The 19827-nt window shown below is 73.5% G+C and carries 12 protein-coding genes; 8 read left to right on the top strand and 4 right to left on the bottom strand.

All coding sequences use genetic code 11. The annotated features are described in order from the left end of the window. Positions 1-94: 94 nt before the first annotated feature. Positions 95-571 (top strand): nucleoside 2-deoxyribosyltransferase domain-containing protein, encoded by a 477-nt coding sequence (locus ACBJ32_RS08875; protein WP_375126304.1) that lies wholly within the window; start codon positions 95-97, stop codon positions 569-571. A gap of 24 nt (positions 572-595) precedes the next feature. Here the strand turns inward: ACBJ32_RS08875 and ACBJ32_RS08870 are convergent, their stop codons facing one another. Next, on the bottom strand, positions 596-1570 hold the full coding sequence (locus tag ACBJ32_RS08870; RefSeq protein WP_375126303.1) for an aldo/keto reductase: 975 nt from the start codon (positions 1568-1570) through the stop codon (positions 596-598). 299 nt (positions 1571-1869) lie between these two features. Here ACBJ32_RS08870 and ACBJ32_RS08865 point away from each other — a divergent pair, with 299 nt between their 5' ends. The 7 genes from ACBJ32_RS08865 to ACBJ32_RS08835 all read left to right on the top strand — a co-directional run bounded on the left by ACBJ32_RS08865 (position 1870) and on the right by ACBJ32_RS08835 (position 10983). Then, positions 1870-3669 (top strand): hypothetical protein, encoded by a 1800-nt coding sequence (locus ACBJ32_RS08865; RefSeq protein ID WP_375126302.1) that lies wholly within the window; start codon positions 1870-1872, stop codon positions 3667-3669. A 93-nt stretch (positions 3670-3762) separates the two neighbouring features. Next, on the top strand, positions 3763-4503 hold the full coding sequence (locus tag ACBJ32_RS08860) for a phytanoyl-CoA dioxygenase family protein (protein ID WP_375126301.1): 741 nt from the start codon (positions 3763-3765) through the stop codon (positions 4501-4503). Then, on the top strand, positions 4500-5426 hold the full coding sequence (locus ACBJ32_RS08855) for an alpha/beta hydrolase (RefSeq protein ID WP_375126300.1): 927 nt from the start codon (positions 4500-4502) through the stop codon (positions 5424-5426). The genes ACBJ32_RS08860 and ACBJ32_RS08855 overlap by 4 nt, the downstream gene beginning before the upstream one ends. A 159-nt stretch (positions 5427-5585) precedes the next feature. After that, entirely contained in the window at positions 5586-7181 is a 1596-nt protein-coding gene (locus ACBJ32_RS08850; RefSeq protein WP_375126299.1) for a S8 family serine peptidase, read from the top strand. Further along, positions 7181-7786 carry a sigma-70 family RNA polymerase sigma factor gene (locus tag ACBJ32_RS08845; RefSeq protein ID WP_357883258.1) on the top strand — a complete coding sequence of 202 codons (606 nt, stop codon included), beginning with the start codon at positions 7181-7183 and terminating at the stop codon, positions 7784-7786. The genes ACBJ32_RS08850 and ACBJ32_RS08845 overlap by 1 nt, the downstream gene beginning before the upstream one ends. Continuing rightward, entirely contained in the window at positions 7786-8280 is a 495-nt protein-coding gene (locus ACBJ32_RS08840; protein ID WP_357883255.1) for a hypothetical protein, read from the top strand. The genes ACBJ32_RS08845 and ACBJ32_RS08840 overlap by 1 nt, the downstream gene beginning before the upstream one ends. Positions 8281-8295: 15 nt before the next feature. After that, on the top strand, positions 8296-10983 hold the full coding sequence (locus ACBJ32_RS08835) for a CHAT domain-containing protein (RefSeq protein WP_375126298.1): 2688 nt from the start codon (positions 8296-8298) through the stop codon (positions 10981-10983). A 30-nt stretch (positions 10984-11013) separates the two neighbouring features. Here ACBJ32_RS08835 and ACBJ32_RS08830 read toward each other — a convergent pair whose 3' ends face one another. The 3 genes from ACBJ32_RS08830 to ACBJ32_RS08820 all read right to left on the bottom strand — a co-directional run bounded on the left by ACBJ32_RS08830 (position 11014) and on the right by ACBJ32_RS08820 (position 19628). Then, complete coding sequence (locus ACBJ32_RS08830; RefSeq protein ID WP_375126297.1) at positions 11014-13140, bottom strand: DEAD/DEAH box helicase; 2127 nt, start codon at positions 13138-13140, stop codon at positions 11014-11016. A 94-nt stretch (positions 13141-13234) separates the two neighbouring features. After that, positions 13235-15655, bottom strand: a complete 2421-nt coding sequence (locus tag ACBJ32_RS08825; protein WP_375126296.1) for a SpoIIE family protein phosphatase — start codon at positions 15653-15655, stop codon at positions 13235-13237. Between the two features lie 22 nt (positions 15656-15677). Further along, positions 15678-19628: a HAMP domain-containing protein gene (locus ACBJ32_RS08820; RefSeq protein WP_375126295.1), complete on the bottom strand. Its 3951-nt coding sequence runs from the start codon at positions 19626-19628 to the stop codon at positions 15678-15680. Positions 19629-19827: the final 199 nt, after the last annotated feature.

Raw genomic sequence — 19827 nt, 5'->3', positions numbered from 1 at the left:
GCGGGCCGGCATCGATCGTCCCGGGGAGCGAAATCGCCGGTACATCGATGGATGTACGGTGCGCGACCGAAGTCGCGGATGAGGAGGAGCCGCCATGAGCCCTTACTACGAGGCGCCCGACTACTACGAGCCCGCGCCAGGGGACCCGCCCGCGGTGTTCCTGGCCGGCGGGATCACGGGGGTGGCGGACTGGCAGCGGGAGGCGGCGCGGGTGCTCGGGCGGCTCGGCACGGTCGTGCTCAACCCGCGCCGCCGCGACTTCCCGATCGGGGATCCGGCGCAGACGCCGGTCCAGATCGCCTGGGAGCACCACCACCTGCACCTGCCAGGGGTGCTGACCATGTTCTGGTTCCCGCCGGGCGACAGCACGCAGCCGATCGCGCTGCTGGAGCTGGGGGCGGCGCTGGACAACCCGGCGCGGCGGATCGTGGTGGGGGCCGATCCGGGCTACCCGCGGGCGGAGGACGTGCGCTGGCAGACGCGCCTGGCCAGGCCCGGCGAGGTGGTGCGCACGACGCTCCCCGGCACCCTGACCGCCGTCCGCGACCTGCTCCGAAGGCGCGGCGGGTGACCCACGGCCACCCGCCTGCCGGGATCACGCCTGGACGCCGGACTCCTTGGCGGCGCGCTCGATGGTGGCCAGCTCGTCCTCGGTGAAGTCGAGCCGGTCCACGGCCGCCACGTTCGCCTCCAGCTGCTCGGGGCTGGAGGCGCCCACGAGCACCGAGGTGATCCGCGGGTCGCGCAGCGCCCACGCCAGCGCGAGCTGCGCCACCGTCTGCCCGCGCGAGTCCGCCAGCTCCGACAGCGACCGCACGAACGCCAGCACCTCGGGCGTCACCCGGTCAGGCGTCAGGAACCGGCCCTCGGCCGCCCGCGAGTCGGCCGGGATGCCGTTCAGGTAGCGGTCGGTCAGCAGGCCCTGCGCCAGCGGCGAGTACACCACGCACCCGACGCCCTCCTCCTCCAGCACGCCCAGCAGCGACTCCTCGATGTGCCGGTTCAGCAGCGAGTACGGCGGCTGGTGCACCAGCAGCGGGGTGCCGAGGGAGCGCAGCAGGCGGGCGGCCTGGGCGGTGCGCTCGGGGGAGAAGTTCGAGACGCCGACGTAGAGGGCGCGGCCGGTGCGGACCATGTGGTCCAGCGTGGCCACCTGCTCCTCCAGCGGCGTCTCCTCGTCGTCGCGGTGCAGGTAGAAGATGTCCACGTAGTCGAGGCCGAGCCGCTGCAACGAGCGGTCGAGGGTGGCCAGCAGGTGCTTGCGCGAGCCGCCCACGCCGTACGGGCCGTCCCACATGGGGTTGTAGCCCTTGGTGGTGACCACCACCTCGTCGCGCAGCGACCGCGGGAAGAGCCTGCCGAAGGCCGCCTCGGCGGCGCCGATGGGCGGGCCGTAACGGTCGGCGAGGTCGAAGTGCGTGATGCCGAGGTCGAAGGCCTTGTGCAGGATGGCGCGCTGGCTGTCGAGCGGCTTGCCCTCGCCGAAGTTGTGCCACAGGCCCAGCGACACGGCGGGCAGGAGCAGTCCGCTGCGGCCGCACCTTCTGTACGGCTGGCGTTCGTAGTCCAAGGGTGACCTTCCGCAGAGATCGTAATGAAACGTTTTACGACCTCAAGTTAAGCACCTTCCCCACCTCGTCCGCCGCCGCCGTGGCACCTCCGGCCTCGGCGATCTCGCCGCGCATCCACCCCACCCGCTCCCGTACACGCGCCGGCCCGCCGCGCCGCGGAGCACGGTGCGCCGCGCCCGGACGCCGGAAGCGGCCATCCGGCCCCGATCCGCGGCACGTTGCAAGAGGGATCCAAGTGACGTCCAAGACCGGTTGAGGATCGTGGTCCCTTCCACAGCAGAGAAAGGGACCCCCAGAGATGACAAGGACAGCGTTGCTGCTGGGCGCCGCACTGCTCAGCGGTCTGCTGGCCGCCCCGCCGCCCGCCGCGGCCGCCACCACGGGGCCGGCCGTCAAGGTGGCCCAGGTCAAGGCGAGCCCCGCCAGGCAGTCCGGCGGCTGCCCCACGACCGTCGGCTTCTCGGCCGTGGTGGCCGCCAAGGGCACGGGCACCGTCCGCTACCGCTGGGTACGCGGCGACGGAAGCAGGAGCGCCGTCAAGAGCGTGCGCGTGAGCCGGACGCGCGCGGTGGTCGTGCGGGACCGCCAGACCTTCGACCGCACCACCTCCGGCTGGCAGGCGGTCGAGATCCTGGGCAGGAAGGGCCTGTCGGCCAAGGCCAGGTTCAGCGTCACCTGCTCCGGCCGGGTCACGGTCTGGGACGACCGGCACCACCTGCCCGCCCGGCCCGGCAAGCCACTGGTCGCCGCCGCGTCCGTGACGGCCGACCCGCCCTCGTACGGCGGCACGTGCCCGGCGACCGTGCGGTTCACCGGCACGATCCAGGTCTCGCGCACCCCCGCCAAGGTGGACTACCAGTGGATCGACAGCGCCACCGGTGAGGGGCCGGCGCAGTCGCTGTCCTTCACCGCGGGCGGGCCGCGCAGCCGCCAGGTCGTGCTCCCGATGGGGGTGGGCAGCTCCACCAGCGGGTGGAAGGCGATCCGGCTGATCACGGCAGGCCATGACTCGGGCCGGGCGGCGTACCAGGTGACCTGCGCGTCCACCCCGCCGACGTCACCCCCGCCGACGTCACCCCCGCCGACCTCGCCCCCGCCCACCACCCCGGCGCCCACGACTCCCGCGCCGACCCCGCCGCCGGCGCAGAAGCCGGTGCCGAGCATCACCGCTCTCACCCCGGGCGACTACGCGGGCGAATGCCTCGAACCGGTCGCGTACCAGGCCACCGGCCGCATCGCGCTGCCCGCGGGCCCGGCGGCGAAGGTCACGTACTGGTGGATCCTGGACGGCAACAAGTGGCAGCAGCAGGTGCTCGACTTCGCCGCCTCCGACCGGCCCCGCGCCCAGGACGTCACCGCCACGTGGTCCCTGGAGCGGGCCGGCGCCGGACGCCACACGCTCGGCCTGATGACCGAGGGCGGCCCGGCGGAGCCGGTGACGCGCGAGTTCGGCTTCTCCTGCACCGACCAGCCCGGCGACGCCCGGCTCGCCTTCCGCTACCTGCTGACGCCGGTCTTCCACGGCGTGTGCGACAGCTCCTACGGCCTGCGCGCCGACGGGCTGGTGACCACCGACCGCGAGGCCGAGGTCAAGTACCGACTGGTCATCGACGGCAAGCCCGGCCCGGTCAGGACCGAGGTGCTCAGGCCCGGCGTCAAGAGCAAGATCGGCGACTTCTGGTACGGCTCCGCCCGCACCAGCGGCACCGGCGTCGTCCGCCTGGAGGTGCTCAACCACAACAAGCCGTTCATGCAGGAGAACTACACCTGGACGTGCAAGCAGCGGGAGCCGTCGCCCGGCACCGTCGAGATCATCGAGCTGTGGCCGGTCGCCTACCACGGTGACTGCGTGGATGCCCCGTACGTGACCGCGCACGGCGCGTTCGCCGCGGCCCCCGGCACGGAGATCACCTTCCGCTGGGTCACCGACGGCCACCCCACCGGGCCCGTGACGCTCAAGGTCGGCCAGAGCGGCATCCTGGAGGTGCAGGCGGCCAACTGGGACCGTCCCGAGCGCAAGGACGGCACGGTCGCCCTGGAGGTGCTCAACCACAACAAACCCACCATGCAGGCGGCCTACCCGGTGACCTGCCGGTAGCGCGGGGAAGGGTGGCGGCGCGGGCCGCCACTCTTCCCCCGGCGGCTTCGCGGGCACACAGTGAGGGGGACCGCGCGGCACCGGGAGTGTGGCATGAGCGATTCTTCGATGACCCGGTTCTACCGGGATCACGGATACCTGCTCGTCAGGGGGCTGATCGGCAAGGACGAGGCGCGCGCCTACCGCGAGGAGTGCCACGCGGTGCTGTCGCGGTTACGCCCGTACGACCCCACCTGGGGCAGCGCCAGGCGGCTGGCCGGGGTCGCCACCGAGCTGCGCCACTGCCACGACGCGCAGTTCCACTCGGCCGCGTTCGCCCGGCTCATGCTCGACCCGCGCTTCACCGACGTGGCGGCGGCCCTGATCGGGTCGGAGAACGTCCAGCTCCACCACACCAAGATCTTCGTCAAGCCCGCCGGGAAGGGCTCGCCGTTCCCGATGCACCAGGACGCCGCGCACTTCCCGCACACCCGCCACACGGTCGGCGCCGCCATCTTCCACTTCGACGACGCGCCCGAGGAGAAGGGGTGCGTCCGGGTCGTGCCGGGCAGCCACCAGGACGGGCCGCTGCCGCACGTCGAGGAGGGCGGCTGGCACCTGCCGCCGGAGCGGTGGCCGCTGGAGGAGGCGGTGCCGGTCGAGGCGGAGGCGGGCGACGTGCTGTTCATCGGCTACCTGACCGTGCACGGGTCCGGGATCAACCGGTCGGACCAGGCCCGGACGACGCTGCTCGTCCAGTTCCGCGACCCCGAGGACCGGCCCGCCGACGACGTGCACCGATCGAGGGGCCAGGGCATGATGCTGCGCGGCTTCGACCCCCTGGCCGGGCGATGAGAGCCCGGGCCGCGCTCGTTCTGGCGCTCGCGCTGCTGGCCCTCGGCTGCACGCCCGCCCCGGTGCCACCCGCCCCCCAGGTGGACGGCGTGCGGATCGTCGAGCGGGAACCGGCGGGCGAGCGCGGGCAGGCGCTGACCGTGACCTCGCGCGCGCTCGGCCGCGAGACCCCCGTACGCGTGCTGCTCCCGCGCGGCTGGACCCGCGGCTCCGGCCCCTGGCCGGTGCTCTACCTGCTGCACGGCTGCTGCGGCGCCGGCCATCTCGGCTGGGTGGACGAGGGCGGCGCGGAGCGGCTCACCGCCGAGCTGCCCGCCATCGTGGTGGTGCCGGAGGGCGGCAGGGTCGGCTTCTACTCCGACTGGGTACGCGGCCCGAAGTGGGAGACCTTCCACATCGAGGAGCTGATCCCGCTGATCGAGGCCGAGTTCGGGGCCGGGCCGGACCGGGCGGTCGCCGGGCTGTCGATGGGCGGGCTGGGCGCCATGGTGTACGCCGCCCGCCATCCCGGCCTGTTCCGCGCCGCCGCGTCCTTCTCCGGCGTGCTCGACACCACCGGCGACCGCTCCGGCGTGCGGCGGCTGCTCCGGGAGAACGGCGAGGACCCCGCCGCCCTGTGGGGCGAGCCCGACGGGCAGGCGTGGGACGAGCACAACCCCGCCCGCCTCGCGGCGAGGCTGGGCGAGGTGCCGCTCTACGTGTCCTGCGGCGACGGGAAGCCCGGGCCGCTGGACCCGCCGGGTGCCACGGGCGACTTCGAGGGCGCGCTGCTGAACCAGGCGACGGTCTTCGCCGAGCGGGCGCGGGCGGCTGGCGCGGAGATCACCACCGATTTCTACGGGGCGGGCACGCATACCTGGCCCTACTGGGAGCGGGCGCTGGAGCGGGCCCTGCCGATGCTGCGCGCCGCCATGGGTGCCTGATCAGGTCGCGACCCGGGCGGGCGGCGCGGCCGTGCCGCCGGCGACGACCGCGACCGCGCCGGCGGCAGCGGAGAACGTGACCATTCCGTTATGTGGCTGCGCGTATCGGCGCTCCCGATCCGCTCTCGTAGGCCACAGAGGGAAGAACGGAGACGGCGTATGACCATCGACTACATCCCCGAAGCAGCCAAAGCCGACCCCACCGAGAAGTTCGGGCCGTCCTGGCAGGGCTTCACCCTCCCCCGGGAGATCCTGGACCGGCACGGAGCCAAGGTCCTCGACCCGTGGGCCGTCGGCCTGGACGACGGCGAGACCCGGCCCGACTCGACGGTCTACCGCGCGGACGTGCTCCTCGTACCCGCGCACCTGCTCGTCAGCCGGGACGACACGGACTGGATCAACACGGCGCTGGCCGATGTCGGGCTCAAGCTCTCGGAGGAGAGCGTCGAGCGCGCCCGCCGCAGGGAGCCGGGCCGCGAGACCGCCTGGCTGCCCGCCGTCCTGACCGTCGCCGGGGGAGCCCGCGACGTCAAGGCGGACGCCTGGCCGGCCCTGCGGGCCGTGCGCCGCGCCCTGCGCGAGCAGGACGCCACCCTGGCCGGCAGGGAGGGCCTGGAGAAGATCTCGTTGGACCACCTGTTCGTGGGCTCGGCCACCAGCGGCATCGGCTCGCTCGCCCTCGGCGGCGAGCCCGCCACCAGCGGGCACGCCGTGACCGAGGAGCACGGCGGGAACAGCCGCCCCGGCTACGGCCGCGTCCCCGTCACCGTGGTGGCCGGGCCGCCGCGCCGCCGCACGCTCGAAGAGCTCGGCGGGCCCAGGATCACCGTGGTCACCCTGGACACCGGCGTGGCCGCGCACCCCTGGTTCAAACCCGTGACGGACCCTGACGCGTTCCTGACCGTCGACCCGGACGGGCAGCAGCTCATCGAGGACACCCACCCCGCCTACCAGGGCCGCGACATCGCCAAGCTCGTCGGGTACGAGGACCTCGGCCAGCTGCCCAACCCGCTGGTCGGCACCCTCAACTCGCACACCGGCCACGGCCTCATGCTGGCCGGCCTCATCGCGCAGATCGCGCCCGACGCCCGCGTCCTGATGTACAAGGTCATGCACAGCGACGGCGTGGTCCCCGGCGAGGCCGTGCACGCCGCGCTCGACCGCCTGGTGGAGCTGCTGGACGGCGGTCAGGCCGTGGACGTGCTGTGCTGCTCCTTCGGCGGCTTCGCGGAAACCGGCAGCCCGGCCATGCAGGCGCTGTTCGACAAGGTCAACCAGCTTCGGGCGCGCGGCGTCATCGTCGTCAACGCCGCCGGCAACTACGCCACCACCCGGCCGTTCTACCTCGCCGCCCTGTCGGACACGGCCGTCCCCGGGCCGCCGCTCGCGCCCATGCTCGGCGTCGCCGCCAAGAACCCCGACGGCACGATCGCCATCTTCAGCAACGAGCACCCCGCCGTACGGTGGCGGGCGCCCGGCGCCATGGTCGTCAGCACGTTCCCGCCCCAGTTCCGGGGCGCCCAGAACGCCACGCTCAGCACAGGCGAGCGCGCCTCGCTCGACTGCGACGCCATGGGGACGCACTGCGCCTGGAGCGGCACGTCGTTCGCGGCGCCGATCGTCGCGGGCGCCATCGCCGCCGAGCTGACCAAGACGGTCCAGCAGGTGGGCGTCGACCGGGTCGAACGGGCCAGGACGGTCGTCGACACGATGATCAACGACAAGGCCGCGCGGCCGGAAGTCGTACCGATCTGATGACCGGCGACCCCGCACTCGAACGTGCGCCCACCGCCCGCGGCCAGCGCCGCGACCGGCTCGCCGCGCTGCTCATCGAGGCGCGGCAGGGCAACAGCGGCGCGCTCGACGCCATCGTCGCCGAGCTGACCCCCGTGCTCTGGCACACCGCGCGGAACCAGGGCCTGACCCAGCAGGCCGCCGAGGACGTCATCCAGACCACCTGGCTCACCCTGCTGCGGCACCTGCACGCCATCTCCGTTCCCGCCGCGCTGATCGAATGGCTCGTCACCACGACCCGCCGCGAGGCGTGGCGGGTCAGCCGCGCCTCGCGCAAGGACGACCTCCCCGGGGACGACACGTTCGACGAGCTGCCCGACAGCGTGCTCACCCCCGACGAGCTGCTCGTGGACGACGAGCGGCGGCGGGCGCTCTGGCACGCGGTCGAGAGCCTGCCCAAGCGGTGCGCCGAGCTGCTGAGGATCATCGCCTTCGTGCCGCGGCCCCACTACGACGCGGTGGCCGCCGCGCTCGGCATGCCGATGGGCAGCATCGGGCCCACGCGCGGCCGGTGCTTCGCGAAGTTGCGCCTCCTGCTCGCGAAGGACCCGGATTGGAGTTCCTGATGAACACGGCCCAAGGGGATCACCCCCGTTTCCCCCCCGAGGACCAGCACCTCGCCGAGGAGATCGCGAACGTCTACCGCGTCGTCGATCCCGTGCCCGCGACGCTCGTCGAACGCCTGCAGTTCGCCCTGGCCCTGGAATCGCCCGAGTTCGAGGTGCTGCGGCCGCAGGAGGAGGACGTGCTGCCCGCCGGCGTACGGGGTGGCGAGGACAGCCGGACGATCACCTTCGACAGCGAGATCCTCACCATCATGATCAGCGTCAGCGCGCGTGACGACCACGCCGTCCGCGTGGACGGCTGGCTCGCGCCCCCCGGCGACCACCTGGTGGAGCTGCGCTGCGGCGGGGGCGCCCACGTCGTCAGGGCCGACGACCAGGGGCGGTTCGTGCTCGACGTGGTGCCGAGAGGGCTGTCGCAACTCGTGGTGCGCCAGGGGCTTGATGATCCGGCGCAGGCGACGATACTGGCGGTGACGCCCTCACTCATCCTCTGACCACCGCGAGGCCGGATGCGCGACAGCAGGCGTGCGGGCACTGTCCGAGAGCAGGCGGAGCGCCTGCACAGGCTCAGCGTCGAGGCGACCGACAACGGCCGCCCGGCCCTCGCCGCCCGCAGGCTCCGCCGGGCCCTCGCCCTGGTCGGCTGGGCCGCCCCGGCCAACGGCCCCCGCGCGGGTGGCTCCACGGCGGGCCGTGCCTCGGGAGGCAGCGCCCTCGTTGCCGCCGACGACGATCTGCTCGCCCGCCTGCTGACCAGCCTCGCGCACGCCGAGGCCGAGCAGGGCCGCAGCGAGCTCGGGATGGAACTGCTCGACGAGGCCCAGCGCCGGGCCCCCGCCGGGGAGCTGGCCATCGTGCACGCCCAGCGCGGCCTGATGCACCTGCGCCTGGGCTCCAGCACCCAGGCGCTGCGCGAGCTGGACATCGCCGCCCCCCTGCTGCAGCTCGACGGCGACCGCGTGGAGCTGGCCAGGGTGCTGCTCAACCGGTCGGTCATCCACATCGCCACCGGGCACATCCGCCAGGCAAGGGACGACGCCCGCAGGAGCGCCCAGCTCGCGCACACCCACGACCATCCCGTGCTCGCGGCCAAGGCGCTGCACAACGACGGCTACTGCGACCTGCTGCTCGGCGACGTGCCGGCCGCGCTGAGCGTGTTCGCCCGGGTGGAGCGGCTCTACCAGGACGTCAACCCCGGCTTCCTGCCCGTGCTCGCACTCGACCGGGCCCGCGCGCTGCTCGCCGTGGGACTGACCGACGAGGCCGGGCACACGCTCGACCAGGCCATCGACGGCTTCCGCAGGCAGCGCCTGATGCAGGACTACGCCGAGGCCGAGCTGGCCAGGGCCCAGTGCGCGCTCGACGCCGGGCGGCACGCCGAGGCCCGCGACTGGGCCAGGCGGGCGGAGGCGCACTTCCGCCGCCGGGGCAGCGCGACCTGGGCCCGGCGCGCGGAGCTCATGCGCCTGCGCTCCGACCTGGCCCGCGGCACCGCCCCACGGTCGGTGGCCAGGCGCGCCTGGGACCTGGCGGCCCGCTTCGCCGAGCTCGGCATGCCCGACGACGGCGAGATGGCCCGCCTGGTCTCGGTACGCGCCCTCATCGCCGCAGGCCACCTCACCGCCGCCGCATCCACCGCCACCGCCCAACCCCCGCCCCCATCCCCGCTGCCGGACGCTCGGCCGCCGGACGGTCTGCCGCTGGGTGCCCCGTCCCCGCCCTCGCGTCCGGGCGGGCGGTCCAAGGGGGAGCCGCTCGATGTGCGGCTGATGCGGCGGCTGGCGGAGGCCGAGCTGGCCGGCGCCCAGGGCCTGCGCGGGCAGGCGCTGCGCAAGGTGCGCGAAGGGCTGGCGCTCATCGACTCCCACCGCGGCCGGCTGGGCAGCCTCGACATGCTCACCGGCGTCGCCGCCCTGGGCGCCGACCTGGCCGGCCACGGGCTCAGGGCGGCCCTGGCAGGAGGCTCGCCGCGGCAGGTGTTCGCCTGGTCCGAGCGGTGCAGGGCGCAGGCGTTCAGGTTCAGGCCGACGCGGGCGCCCGAGGACGAGCAGACCGCCGAGGCGCTGGCCGAGCTGCGCCAGCTCGCCCAGCAGATGCACGCCGACGAGGCCGCGGGCCGCCGCCGCCCGGCCCTGCGCAGGCGCTGCCTGGAGCTGGAGCGGGTGATCAGGGAGCGTGGCTGGCAGCTCCCCGGCGTCGGTGAGCGGCTGGCCCCCGCCCCGGTCGCGGCGGTGCAGGAGGCGCTGGCCGAGGACGGGCTCGCCATGGTCAGCCTGCTCAACGTGGGCGGCGGGCTGCTCGCCCTGGTGCTCGTGGACGGCCGCTGCCACCTGCGCAGGCTCAGCGCGTACGAGCCGGTGGCGGAGGCCGCGCGCCGCCTGGCGGGCGACCTCAACGCCCAGGCGGGACGCAACCTGCGGCCCGCGCTGAAAGCGGTGATCGAGGCGTCCGTCCAGCGCCAGCTCGGCGTGCTCACAGACGCGCTCGGAGCGCCGCTGCGGCAGGCGCTGTCCGGCGCCAGGGGGATCGTGCTGATCCCGACCATGGGCCTGTCCGCCGTGCCCTGGGGGCTGCTGCCCGTCCTGCGCGGCAGGCCGCTGGCGGTGGCGCCGTCCGCGCTGGTCTGGCTGGCGGCCAGGCGCGCCGCGGAGCCGTTCGTCCGGGACGGCAGCTCCTCCGTCCTGGTCGCCGGGCCTGACCTGGAGCACGCCGATCGGGAGATCGAGCGGCTGGGCGCGGTGCATCCGAAGGCGCGTACGCTCCGGGGCGAGCTGGCCACCGTGTCGGCCACCCTGGCCGCGCTCGACGGCGCGTCCTTCGCCCACTTCGCCACCCACGGCCACCACGAGCGCGAGAACGTGCTCTTCTCCCGCCTGGACCTGGCCGACGGCCCTCTCATGGCCCACGACCTGCAGCGCCTGGACAGGACACCGGGACACGTGGTGCTGTCGGCGTGCGACGTGGGGCAGGCGGTGGTCAGGGCGGGCGACGAGCTGCTGGGCTTCACCGCGGCCCTGCTCTACCTCGGCACCTCCACCGTGATCTCCAGCCTCACCCGCGTGCCCGACGCCGTGGCCGAGCAGGTCATGATGGCCTACCACCGGGGCGTGGCGCTCGGCGCGTCCCCCGCCGACGCGCTCGCGGCGGCCGCGGAAGGGGAGCCCGCGTGCACGTTCGTCTGCTTCGGCGCGGGCTGATCGCCCGGCCGGCGCTCCCAGCAGCCGGGTTCAGCCGGGCAGCAGGCGGCGCTGCTCCTCCTCGATCACCTGCCTGGCCAGCGACTGCTCCGAGATGTCCACCGCCTCGCCCGTGGAGTCGGCCAGGTCGCTGCGCCTGGCGTAGGCGTCGAACAGCGCCGACTTGCGGCGCAGGATGTCCAGCATGCGCTGGTCCACCGAGTCCACGGTGAGCAGCCGGTGCACCTGCACCGGGCGCACCTGCCCCATCCGGTGCGCCCGGCCGGCCGCCTGCGCCTCGATGCTCGGCTTGACCTGCGGCTCGCACAGGATCACCACTGACGCCGCCTGCAGGTTCAGCCCCACCCCGCCCGCCTGCACCTGGCTGAGCAGCACCGCGTGCCCGGCGGCGGCCGAGAACTCGTCCACCACCCGCTGCCGCCGCTCGGCGCTCACGTCCCCGGACAGCGGCCCGTGTGCCCGCCCGTCCAGCGCCGCCCCCACGGTGGCGAGCACCGTGCGGAAGTAGGAGAACACCACCACCTTCAGCCCGTTGGCCTCGGCGTCCCCGACCAGCTCCAGCAGCCGCTTGAGCTTGGCCGAGGTGGCCGGCTCGGCGTAGGCGGCGCGGCGCATGGCCATGAAGTTGCCCGCGGCCACCGCCTCCCGGTACGCCTCGAAGTCGGCCCCGCTGAACTCCACCCACTCGTCGGCCTCCACCCGCTCCGGCAGCTCCGCCAGCACGTCCTGCTGGTTGCGCCGCAGGTAGACGGGCGCGACCGCCTTGCGGAAGGCCTGCGCCCCCGCCACCACGTCGCTGCTGCGCAGCCCGGCGGCCAGGTCCGGCCGCAGGTACGAGATCAGCGTCCGGAACTCCTCCACCCGGTTCTCCATCGGCGTGCCGGTCAGGAACAGCACCCGCCGCGCCCGCCCGCACCAGGCGGCGACCGCCCGCGACCGCTTGGTCTCCGGGTTCTTCACGTAGTGGGCCTCGTCCACGACCAGCATGCCGAGCTTCGGCAGCTCCGGGGGCTCCGGGGGCTCCGCGCTCCCGACCCGGTGCAGCCCGTCCAGGGTGGCCACCGCGATGCCGCCCTGCCGCAGCCACTCCCGCTGGGCCGCGAGCCGGTCGGGCCCGTGCAGCGGGTAGGCGCGCAGCGTGCTGCGCGAGCCGATCTCCCGCACCCAGTTGATCAGCACGCTGGCCGGGCAGACCACCAGGAAGTGCGTGTCGCCGGAAGCCCGCAGGTGCGCCAGCGCCGCGATGGCCTCGATCGACTTGCCCAGCCCCATCTCGTCACCGATGATCACGCGCTCCTGGACGAGCGCGAAGCGGGCCCCGAACGCCTGGTAGCCGCGCAGGGACACGCGCCGGTGGCTGTCGTCCAGCGGCTGCGCGGCGACCTTGGCCGCCAGGTCGTCCGGCAGCATGCCCTGCCCGGTGCCGAGCGGCTCGCCGGCCAGCTCCGCCAGCAGGGCGAAGTACTCCGGAGAGCGGGACTCGAAGTCCGCCCACGCCTCGAAGCCGCGGGCCGGCGGGCGCAGCAGGTCGGTCGTGACCTGGGCGAGCAGCAGCCGCGTCGTGGCGGCGCCGGCCAGCAGGTCCTCGATGGCCCCGGCCGCCTCCCGCGCCCGGCGGCGCCGCGCCGGCAGCGTGACCATCATCCGCAGCCTGCTGCGCGCGGGCCGCGCCTCTGCGAGCAGCGGCGCCAGCCGTCCCGCCAGGTCTTCGGCGGCGCCGAGCGCCCGGGGCAGGTCCGGGCCGGCACCCACCAGGCGGTGCAGCGCGACCACCAGCTCCGTGGTGTGGTGGTCGGGCCGGTCCACGTCCAGGCGCAGGCTCGCGGCCTCGGCGGCGGCCTGCTCGATCTGCCGGGCGGCCGCGTGGATCTGCCCCGCCGTCCGCGCGCCGATCCCCGGCAGCAACTGCAGCTCGTACGGCGTGACCTCCAGCACCTGCCGCACCGTGGCGAGCCCGGCCTTCTCCAGCGCGCCGACGCGCAGCCGCCCGCCGGTCACGTCCTTCAGCCGCGAGACCGGCACCGCCTCCAGCCCGGCCCTGGCCACGTCGCGGCGCAGCGCGTCGAGGGCGTGCCGCGCCTGCGCGCGGACGGAGGCATGCTCGTCCAGCAGGGCCCGAGCGTCGGCCAGGAGCAGGTCGGCGTTCCTGAAGTCCACCGGACCAAGGATGCCCAGTGAGCCACCCGGCCGACAACGGGGCCGGGCGACCGGGAGTGGCAACCTCGCCGGGCGACCGGGGCGGCGGGTGCGGTCAGCTCAGGTGCACGCCGATGAGGCAGGTGTCGTCGTCGGTGTCGGAGTTGCAGTGGGTGAGCAGGTCGTCGAGGCGGTGGTCGAGCGTGGCGGCGAAGCGCCCGGCGATGGTCAGGAGCTGGTCCTGGGCGTGGCGCAGGTTGTGGTCGCGCCGCTCGATCAGCCCGTCGGTGTACATCAGCAGCGTGTCGTCGGCCCGCAACTGGACCCGGCCCTCCTCGTACCGGGCGTCGGTGAACGCGCCCAGCAGCGGCCCCTTGACCATGGGCAGCTCCGAGCCGTTCCCGTCACGCAGCAGGATGGGCGGCAGGTGGCCGGCCCTGGCCCAGCGCAGGACGCGGGTGGGCGGGTCGTACAGGGCGCACACGGCGGTCGCGGTCATCCGGTTGGCGAGGTGGTGGGCGACCTGGTTCAGCCAGTCCATGATCTGCGCGGGGCCCGCGCCGGTCGTGGCCAGGCCGCGCAGCGCGTTGCGCAGGATCACCATGCCCGTGGCCGCCTCCACGCCGTGACCGGCCACGTCGCCCACCGACAGCAGCACGCGCCGGGACGGCAGCGCGACCGCGTCGTACCAGTCGCCGCCGACCAGGTCCTCCTTCTGCGCCGGCCGGTAGCGCACGGCGATGTGCAGGCCGAAGGAGTCCATCGTGCCGTGCGAGGGAGGCATGATCGCCTGCTGGAGCTGCAGGGCCAGGCGGTTGCTCGCGGCGGAGCGCTCCTCGGTGTGGGCGAGCTGGTCGCGGGTGACCGCCAGCGCGACCTCCGTCCAATGCTGCGAGGAGATGTCCTGGTACGCGCCCCGTACCGCCATGAGCCGCCCCTCCGGCCCGAAGACCGGCTCGGCCACCACCCGCATGTGGCGGGTGATCCCGTCGGGGCGCACCAGCCGGAACGCCACGGCCGCGAAGCGCCGGTGGTGCAGCACCGTGCGCAGGAAGCGGCCGATCGCGATCTCGTCGTCGGGATGGGCGTGGTCGCGCAGCCGCTCCAGCGGGATCGGCCGGTCGCCGGGGGCCATGCCGTACAGGGAGTAGAGCTGGGCGTTCCAGGTGATCTGGCCGGTCACCGCGCTCTCCTCGAAGCCGCCGATGCGGCCCAGCCGCTGGGCGTGCGCCAGCAGCCCGGCCAGCCGCGCGTCCTCGTCGTGGTCGCGCCACACCAACAGCACGCTGTCGCCGTGCCGGGTGAGGCTGACGTCGGCCACCCCCGTCGTGCTCATGCCGAACGTCATCCGTTCGGCGCGGAACGGCCGGCCCGTGGCGTGCACCTGCAGCAGCCGCGTGAACAGCCCGCCCGCCGCCCGGGGGTAGGCCTCCAGCAGCAGCCCGCCCGGCACCAGCGGGTACGCCTCCAGCAGCAGCCCGTCACCGCCCGCGATGCGCTCGTTGACGTGCCTGATCCGGAAGTCGGTCGGCTCGCCCCTGGCGTCCAGGTGCGCCTGCAGCACCAGGGCGGGGTCGGGCAGCGCGTCGGCCAGGTCCACGATCTCCGACAGCGCGGGAGCGGACGGCGTCAGCGGCGCGAACGGCGCGTCCAGCGTGTGCGCGCACAGCTCGGCCATGGCCTCGATCTGCCGTTCGAGCCTGGGCGGGTGCGGGGGCAGCGCGTGCGGCCAGCAGATCTCCAGCACGCCGAGCACCCGGCCGGCCATCGTCATCGGCACCGTGACCCTGCCGCCGCCGGCGACGAGCCGGCCGATGGCGGGCAGGCCCGCGCCGGCGTGCCAGATCATCCGCCGCTCCGTCAGCGACCGCCCCGCAGGGGTGATCACGCCCGGCGGGACGTGCCGCCAGCGCCTGGCCTCCTCCGGGCCGAAGCCGGCGTACCCGGCCAGGCTGAGCGCGGCGCCCGGCTCGGCCGCCCACACCGCCACCGCCGTGGCGCCCAGCGGGGTCAGCGCGTGCTCCAGCAGCGCGACGGCCACCACCTGGGTGTCGCGGGCGCCGAGCGCGGCGCTCTCGGCGGAGCGCAGCCGCACCGAGACCTCCGGGTCGGACTCGCCCGCCGCGCCGATGCGGTCCCTGGCGACCTCGTTGACGATGTCGGCGGCCACCTCCAGCCGGGACACCCCGGCCTTGCCGGCCAGCGTGGCGAGCTGCTCGGCCGCCTGCGCCGGGCCGCACTGCAGGCGTTCCAGCAGCACGCCCTTGGCCAGCTCGATCAGGGCGTGGCCGGCGGCCTCCCGCCGCGCCCGCTCGGCCTGCCGCCGCAGCCGCTCGACGGTCGCCGCCAGCCTCTCCAGATCACCTTCCCCCGCGTCCTCCTCACCGCTGTCACGTCCCACGGCCTCCCCGCCGCTGCCTCCCCGGGCGGCGCCGTCATGCCATCCGTCATGCCATCCGCCCTGGCCGGGCGCGCCGGCGTCCCAGGCAGGGGTCGTGGGGGCGTGGGGAGGAGTCGCCTGGTCGTCTGAGTGCACGTCGCCGCTCCTCGCGAGGTCGTCAGGACGGGTCCATCCAGTGCTGGATGCGTTCGATGAGATGGTCGGCGTCCACCGGCTTGGTCACGTAGTCGCTGGCCCCCGCCGCCAGGCTCTTCTCCTGGTCGCCCGGCATCGCCTTGGCGGTGACCGCGATGATCGGCAGGTCGGCGTACTGCGGCATGGACCTGATCGTCTCCGTCGCCGTGTAGCCGTCCATCTCCGGCATCATGACGTCCATCAGGATCAGGTCGGTCTCGGCGTGGTCGGTCAGCATGTCGATGCCCTTGCGGCCGTTCTCGGCGTGCAGCACGTTGATGCCGTGGATCTCCAGCATGCTCGTCAGCGCGTACAGGTTGCGGGCGTCGTCGTCCACCACCAGGACGGTGCGCCCGGCGAGGGTGTTGTCGATCTCGCGGGCCGCCGCCTCGCCCACGGTCCCGGTCCTGACCAGGGGCAGCACGTCGCCCGGCTGGTTGGCGGTCAGGTGCAGCGCGATGCGCTCGCGCAGTTCGTCCAGGCTGGACAGCAGCTCCAGCGGCTGGTGCGCCAGGCTCACCTCCTCCTGCGCGTGCGAGCGCCAGCTGTTGTAGGCGAGCACCGGCACGCCGTGCAGGCGCGGGTCGCGGTCCATGAGGTCCAGCAGGTGATAAGCCGACATGTCCGGCATGCTGAGGTCCAGCACGATGCAGTGACAGGGCTCGCCGCCCAGCATGACGGCCGCCTCCTCCGCGCCCGCCGCCGTGACGACCTCCATCGTCCCGTCGTGGTCGCGCGTGCCGGCCAGATCGCCCACGACGCTCTCGGACACCAGTGACAGCAGCCCGTTGCGGCGCTCCTCGATGACCAGCAGCCGCCGCGTGGCCACCGGCGCCCGCTCCGCCGGCTGCGCGGGCTCGCCCTCCTCCGGCACGACCTCGAACCCGGGCCGCGCCACCGGCAGGAACAGCGTGAACACGCTGCCCTGCCCGGGCGTGCTCTGCACGGTGATGGCGCCGCCCAGCAGGTAGGCGATCTCGCGGCAGATCGACAGGCCGAGCCCGGTGCCGCCGTACTTGCGGCTCGTCGTGCCGTCCGCCTGCTGGAACGCGCCGAAGATGACCTCCAGTTGCTGCTCGGGGATGCCCACGCCGGTGTCGATGACGCGCAGCGCGATGGCGGGGCCGTTCGGGCGTACGGTGACGGGCAGCTCGCCCGGCGCGGCCGGCTCGATGCGCAGCTCCACGCTGCCCGTCTCGGTGAACTTGACGGCGTTCGAGAGCAGGTTGCGCAGCACCTGGCGCAGCCGGGAGTCGTCGGTGAGCAGCTCTGCGGGCACGCCCGGTGCGGTGGTGACGCGGAAGGCGAGGCTCTTCTGGCCCGTCATGGGCCGGAAGGTGGCCTCCACGTAGTCGAGCAGCTTGCGCAGCTGCACCCACTCGGGGTTGATGTCCATCTTGCCCGCCTCGACCTTCGACAGGTCGAGGATGTCGTTGATGAGCTGCAGCAGGTCCGAGCCGGCCGAGTGGATGATCCCGGCGTACTCCACCTGCTTGGGCGTCAGGTTGCGGGTGTGGTTCTGGGCGAGGAGCTGGGCCAGGATGAGCAGCGAGTTGAGCGGGGTGCGCAGCTCGTGGCTCATGTTGGCGAGGAACTCGCTCTTGTAGGTGGAGGCCAGCGAGAGCTGGTGCGCCCGCGCCTCCAGCTCCTGCCTGGCCTGCTCGATCTCCAGGTTCTTGGTCTCGATGTCCTGGTTCTGGCGGGCCAGCAGCGTCGCCTTCTCCTCCAGCTCGGCGTTGGAACGCTGCAGCTCCTCCTGCTGGCTCTGCAGCTCCTCCGAGCGCGCCTGCAGCTCCGAGGCCAGCCGCTGCGACTCCTTGAGCAGCTCGTCGGTGCGCGCGTTGGCCACGATCGTGTTCAGGTTGACCCCGATGGTCTCCATGAGCTGGTCGAGGAAGGCCCGGTGCACCGGCGTGAACGCCTGCACCGAGGCCAGCTCGATCACGCCCAGCACCTGCTCCTCGACCACGATGGGCAGCACGATCACCGACGCGGGGTCGGTCCTGCCCAGCCCCGAGGAGATCGTGATGTAGCCGGGCGGCAGGTCGGTCATTGAGATCGTCCTGCGGCTGCGTGCCGCCTGCCCGACCAGCGCCTCGCCGATCCTGAACCGGGTCGGCCGCTCCGGGTCCGCCGGGTAGCCGTAGGCGCTGATGAGCTGCAGCTCGCTCTCCTCGGCCAGGAAGAACGCGCCGTACTGGGCCGAGACCAGCGGCGCCAGCTCGTTCATCACCAGCTCGGCCACCGTGGCCAGGTCGCGGTGCCCCTGCATGAGGCCCGACATGCGGGCCAGGTTGGACTTCAGCCAGTCCTGCTGCTCGTTGGCGCTGGTCGTCTCGCGCAGCGACTTCACCATCGAGTTGATGTTGTCCTTCAGGTCGGCCAGCTCGCCCTCGGCGTCCACGGTGATCGACCTGGTCAGGTCGCCGGAGGTGACCGCGCTGGTCACCTCGGCGATGGCGCGGACCTGGCGGGTGAGGTTGCCTGCCAGCTCGTTGACGTTCTCCGTCAGCCGCTTCCAGGTGCCGGAGACGCCCTCGACCTCGGCCTGGCCGCCGAGCCTGCCCTCGCTGCCGACCTCCCTGGCCACCCTGGTCACCTCGGCGGCGAACGACGAGAGCTGGTCGACCATCGTGTTGATCGTGGTCTTCAGCTCCAGGATCTCGCCCCGGGCGTCCACGTCGATCTTGCGGGTCAGGTCGCCCCTGGCCACGGCCGTGGTGACCTGCGCGATGCTGCGCACCTGGTTGGTCAGGTTGTCGGCCATGGAGTTGACGTTGTCGGTGAGGTTCTTCCAGGTGCCGGCCACGTTCGGGACTCGGGCCTGGCCGCCGAGCTGGCCCTCCGTGCCGACCTCGCGGGCCACCCTGGTGACCTCGTCGGCGAACGCGCTGAGCGTGTCGACCATCGTGTTGATCGTCTGCGCCAGGGCCGCGACCTCGCCCTTGGCCTCGACGGTGATCTTCTGCGACAGGTCGCCGCGGGCCACGGCGGTGGCCACCTGGGCGATGCTGCGCACCTGGTTGGTCAGGTTGGAGGCCATGACGTTGACGTTCTCCGTCAGGTCCTTCCAGGTGCCGGACACGCCCCTGACCGTGGCCTGGCCGCCCAGGTTGCCCTCCGTGCCGACCTCGCGGGCCACCCTGGTCACCTCGTCGGCGAACGAGGAGAGCTGGTCGACCATCGTGTTCAGGGTGTTCTTCAGCTCCAGGATCTCGCCGCGGGCCGAGACCGTGATCCGCTGCGACAGGTCGCCGCGGGCCACGGCGGTGGCGACCTGCGAGATGTTGCGTACCTGGTCGGTGAGGTTGCCGGCCATGAAGTTCACCGAGTCGGTCAGCGCCCGCCAGGTGCCGGCCACGCCCTTGACGTCGGCCTGGCCGCCGAGCCTGCCGTCGGTGCCGACCTCGCGGGCCACCCTGGTGACCTCCGCGGCGAACGAGGAGAGCTGGTCGACCATCGTGTTGACGGTGTTCTTCAGCTCCAGGATCTCGCCGCGCGCGTGCACGGTGATCTTCTGCGACAGGTCGCCGCGGGCCACCGCCGTGGTGACCTGGGCGATGCTGCGTACCTGGTCGGTGAGGTTGCCCGCCATCGCGTTGACGGACTCGGTGAGGTCCTTCCAGGTGCCGGAGACCGCGGGCACCTCGGCCTGGCCGCCCAGCCGTCCCTCGGTGCCGACCTCGCGGGCCACCCGGGTCACCTCGGAGGTGAACAGGGAGAGCTGGTCCACCATGCCGTTGAAGACCGAGGCGATCTCGCCGAGCAGCCCGTCGGCGTCGTCGGGGAGCCTGGTGCGGAAGTCGCCGTCCCTGACGGCGGTCAGCCCCGCCAGCAGCCGGCGCAGCTCCGGCTCCTCGCCTGCCTCTCCCGGACCTCGGGCGCGCTTGCCACGCGCGGACGAATGGGACGTGCCGACGGTGGAGTCGCCCATGACCGGTCCTCCGAACTCGCCCGTGCTTTCTCAGGTAGCGGAGACATTAGCCGGATGTACCCGTGGCGCGCGCTAACCCCAGGTTGTCATCTATCTATCACAGGACGTACACGGGGGGTGAGCGCACTTCCGGGTTGACGCGCCGCCGCCGGTACGCGAGCGCGGCTCGCGTACCGGCGGCCCGCAGGGGATCGCGATG

Source organism: Nonomuraea sp. GTA35 (genome assembly GCF_041950525.1).
Taxonomy (GTDB): Bacteria; Actinomycetota; Actinomycetes; order Streptosporangiales; family Streptosporangiaceae; genus Nonomuraea.
This window is presented reverse-complemented; position numbering and strand designations above follow the sequence as displayed.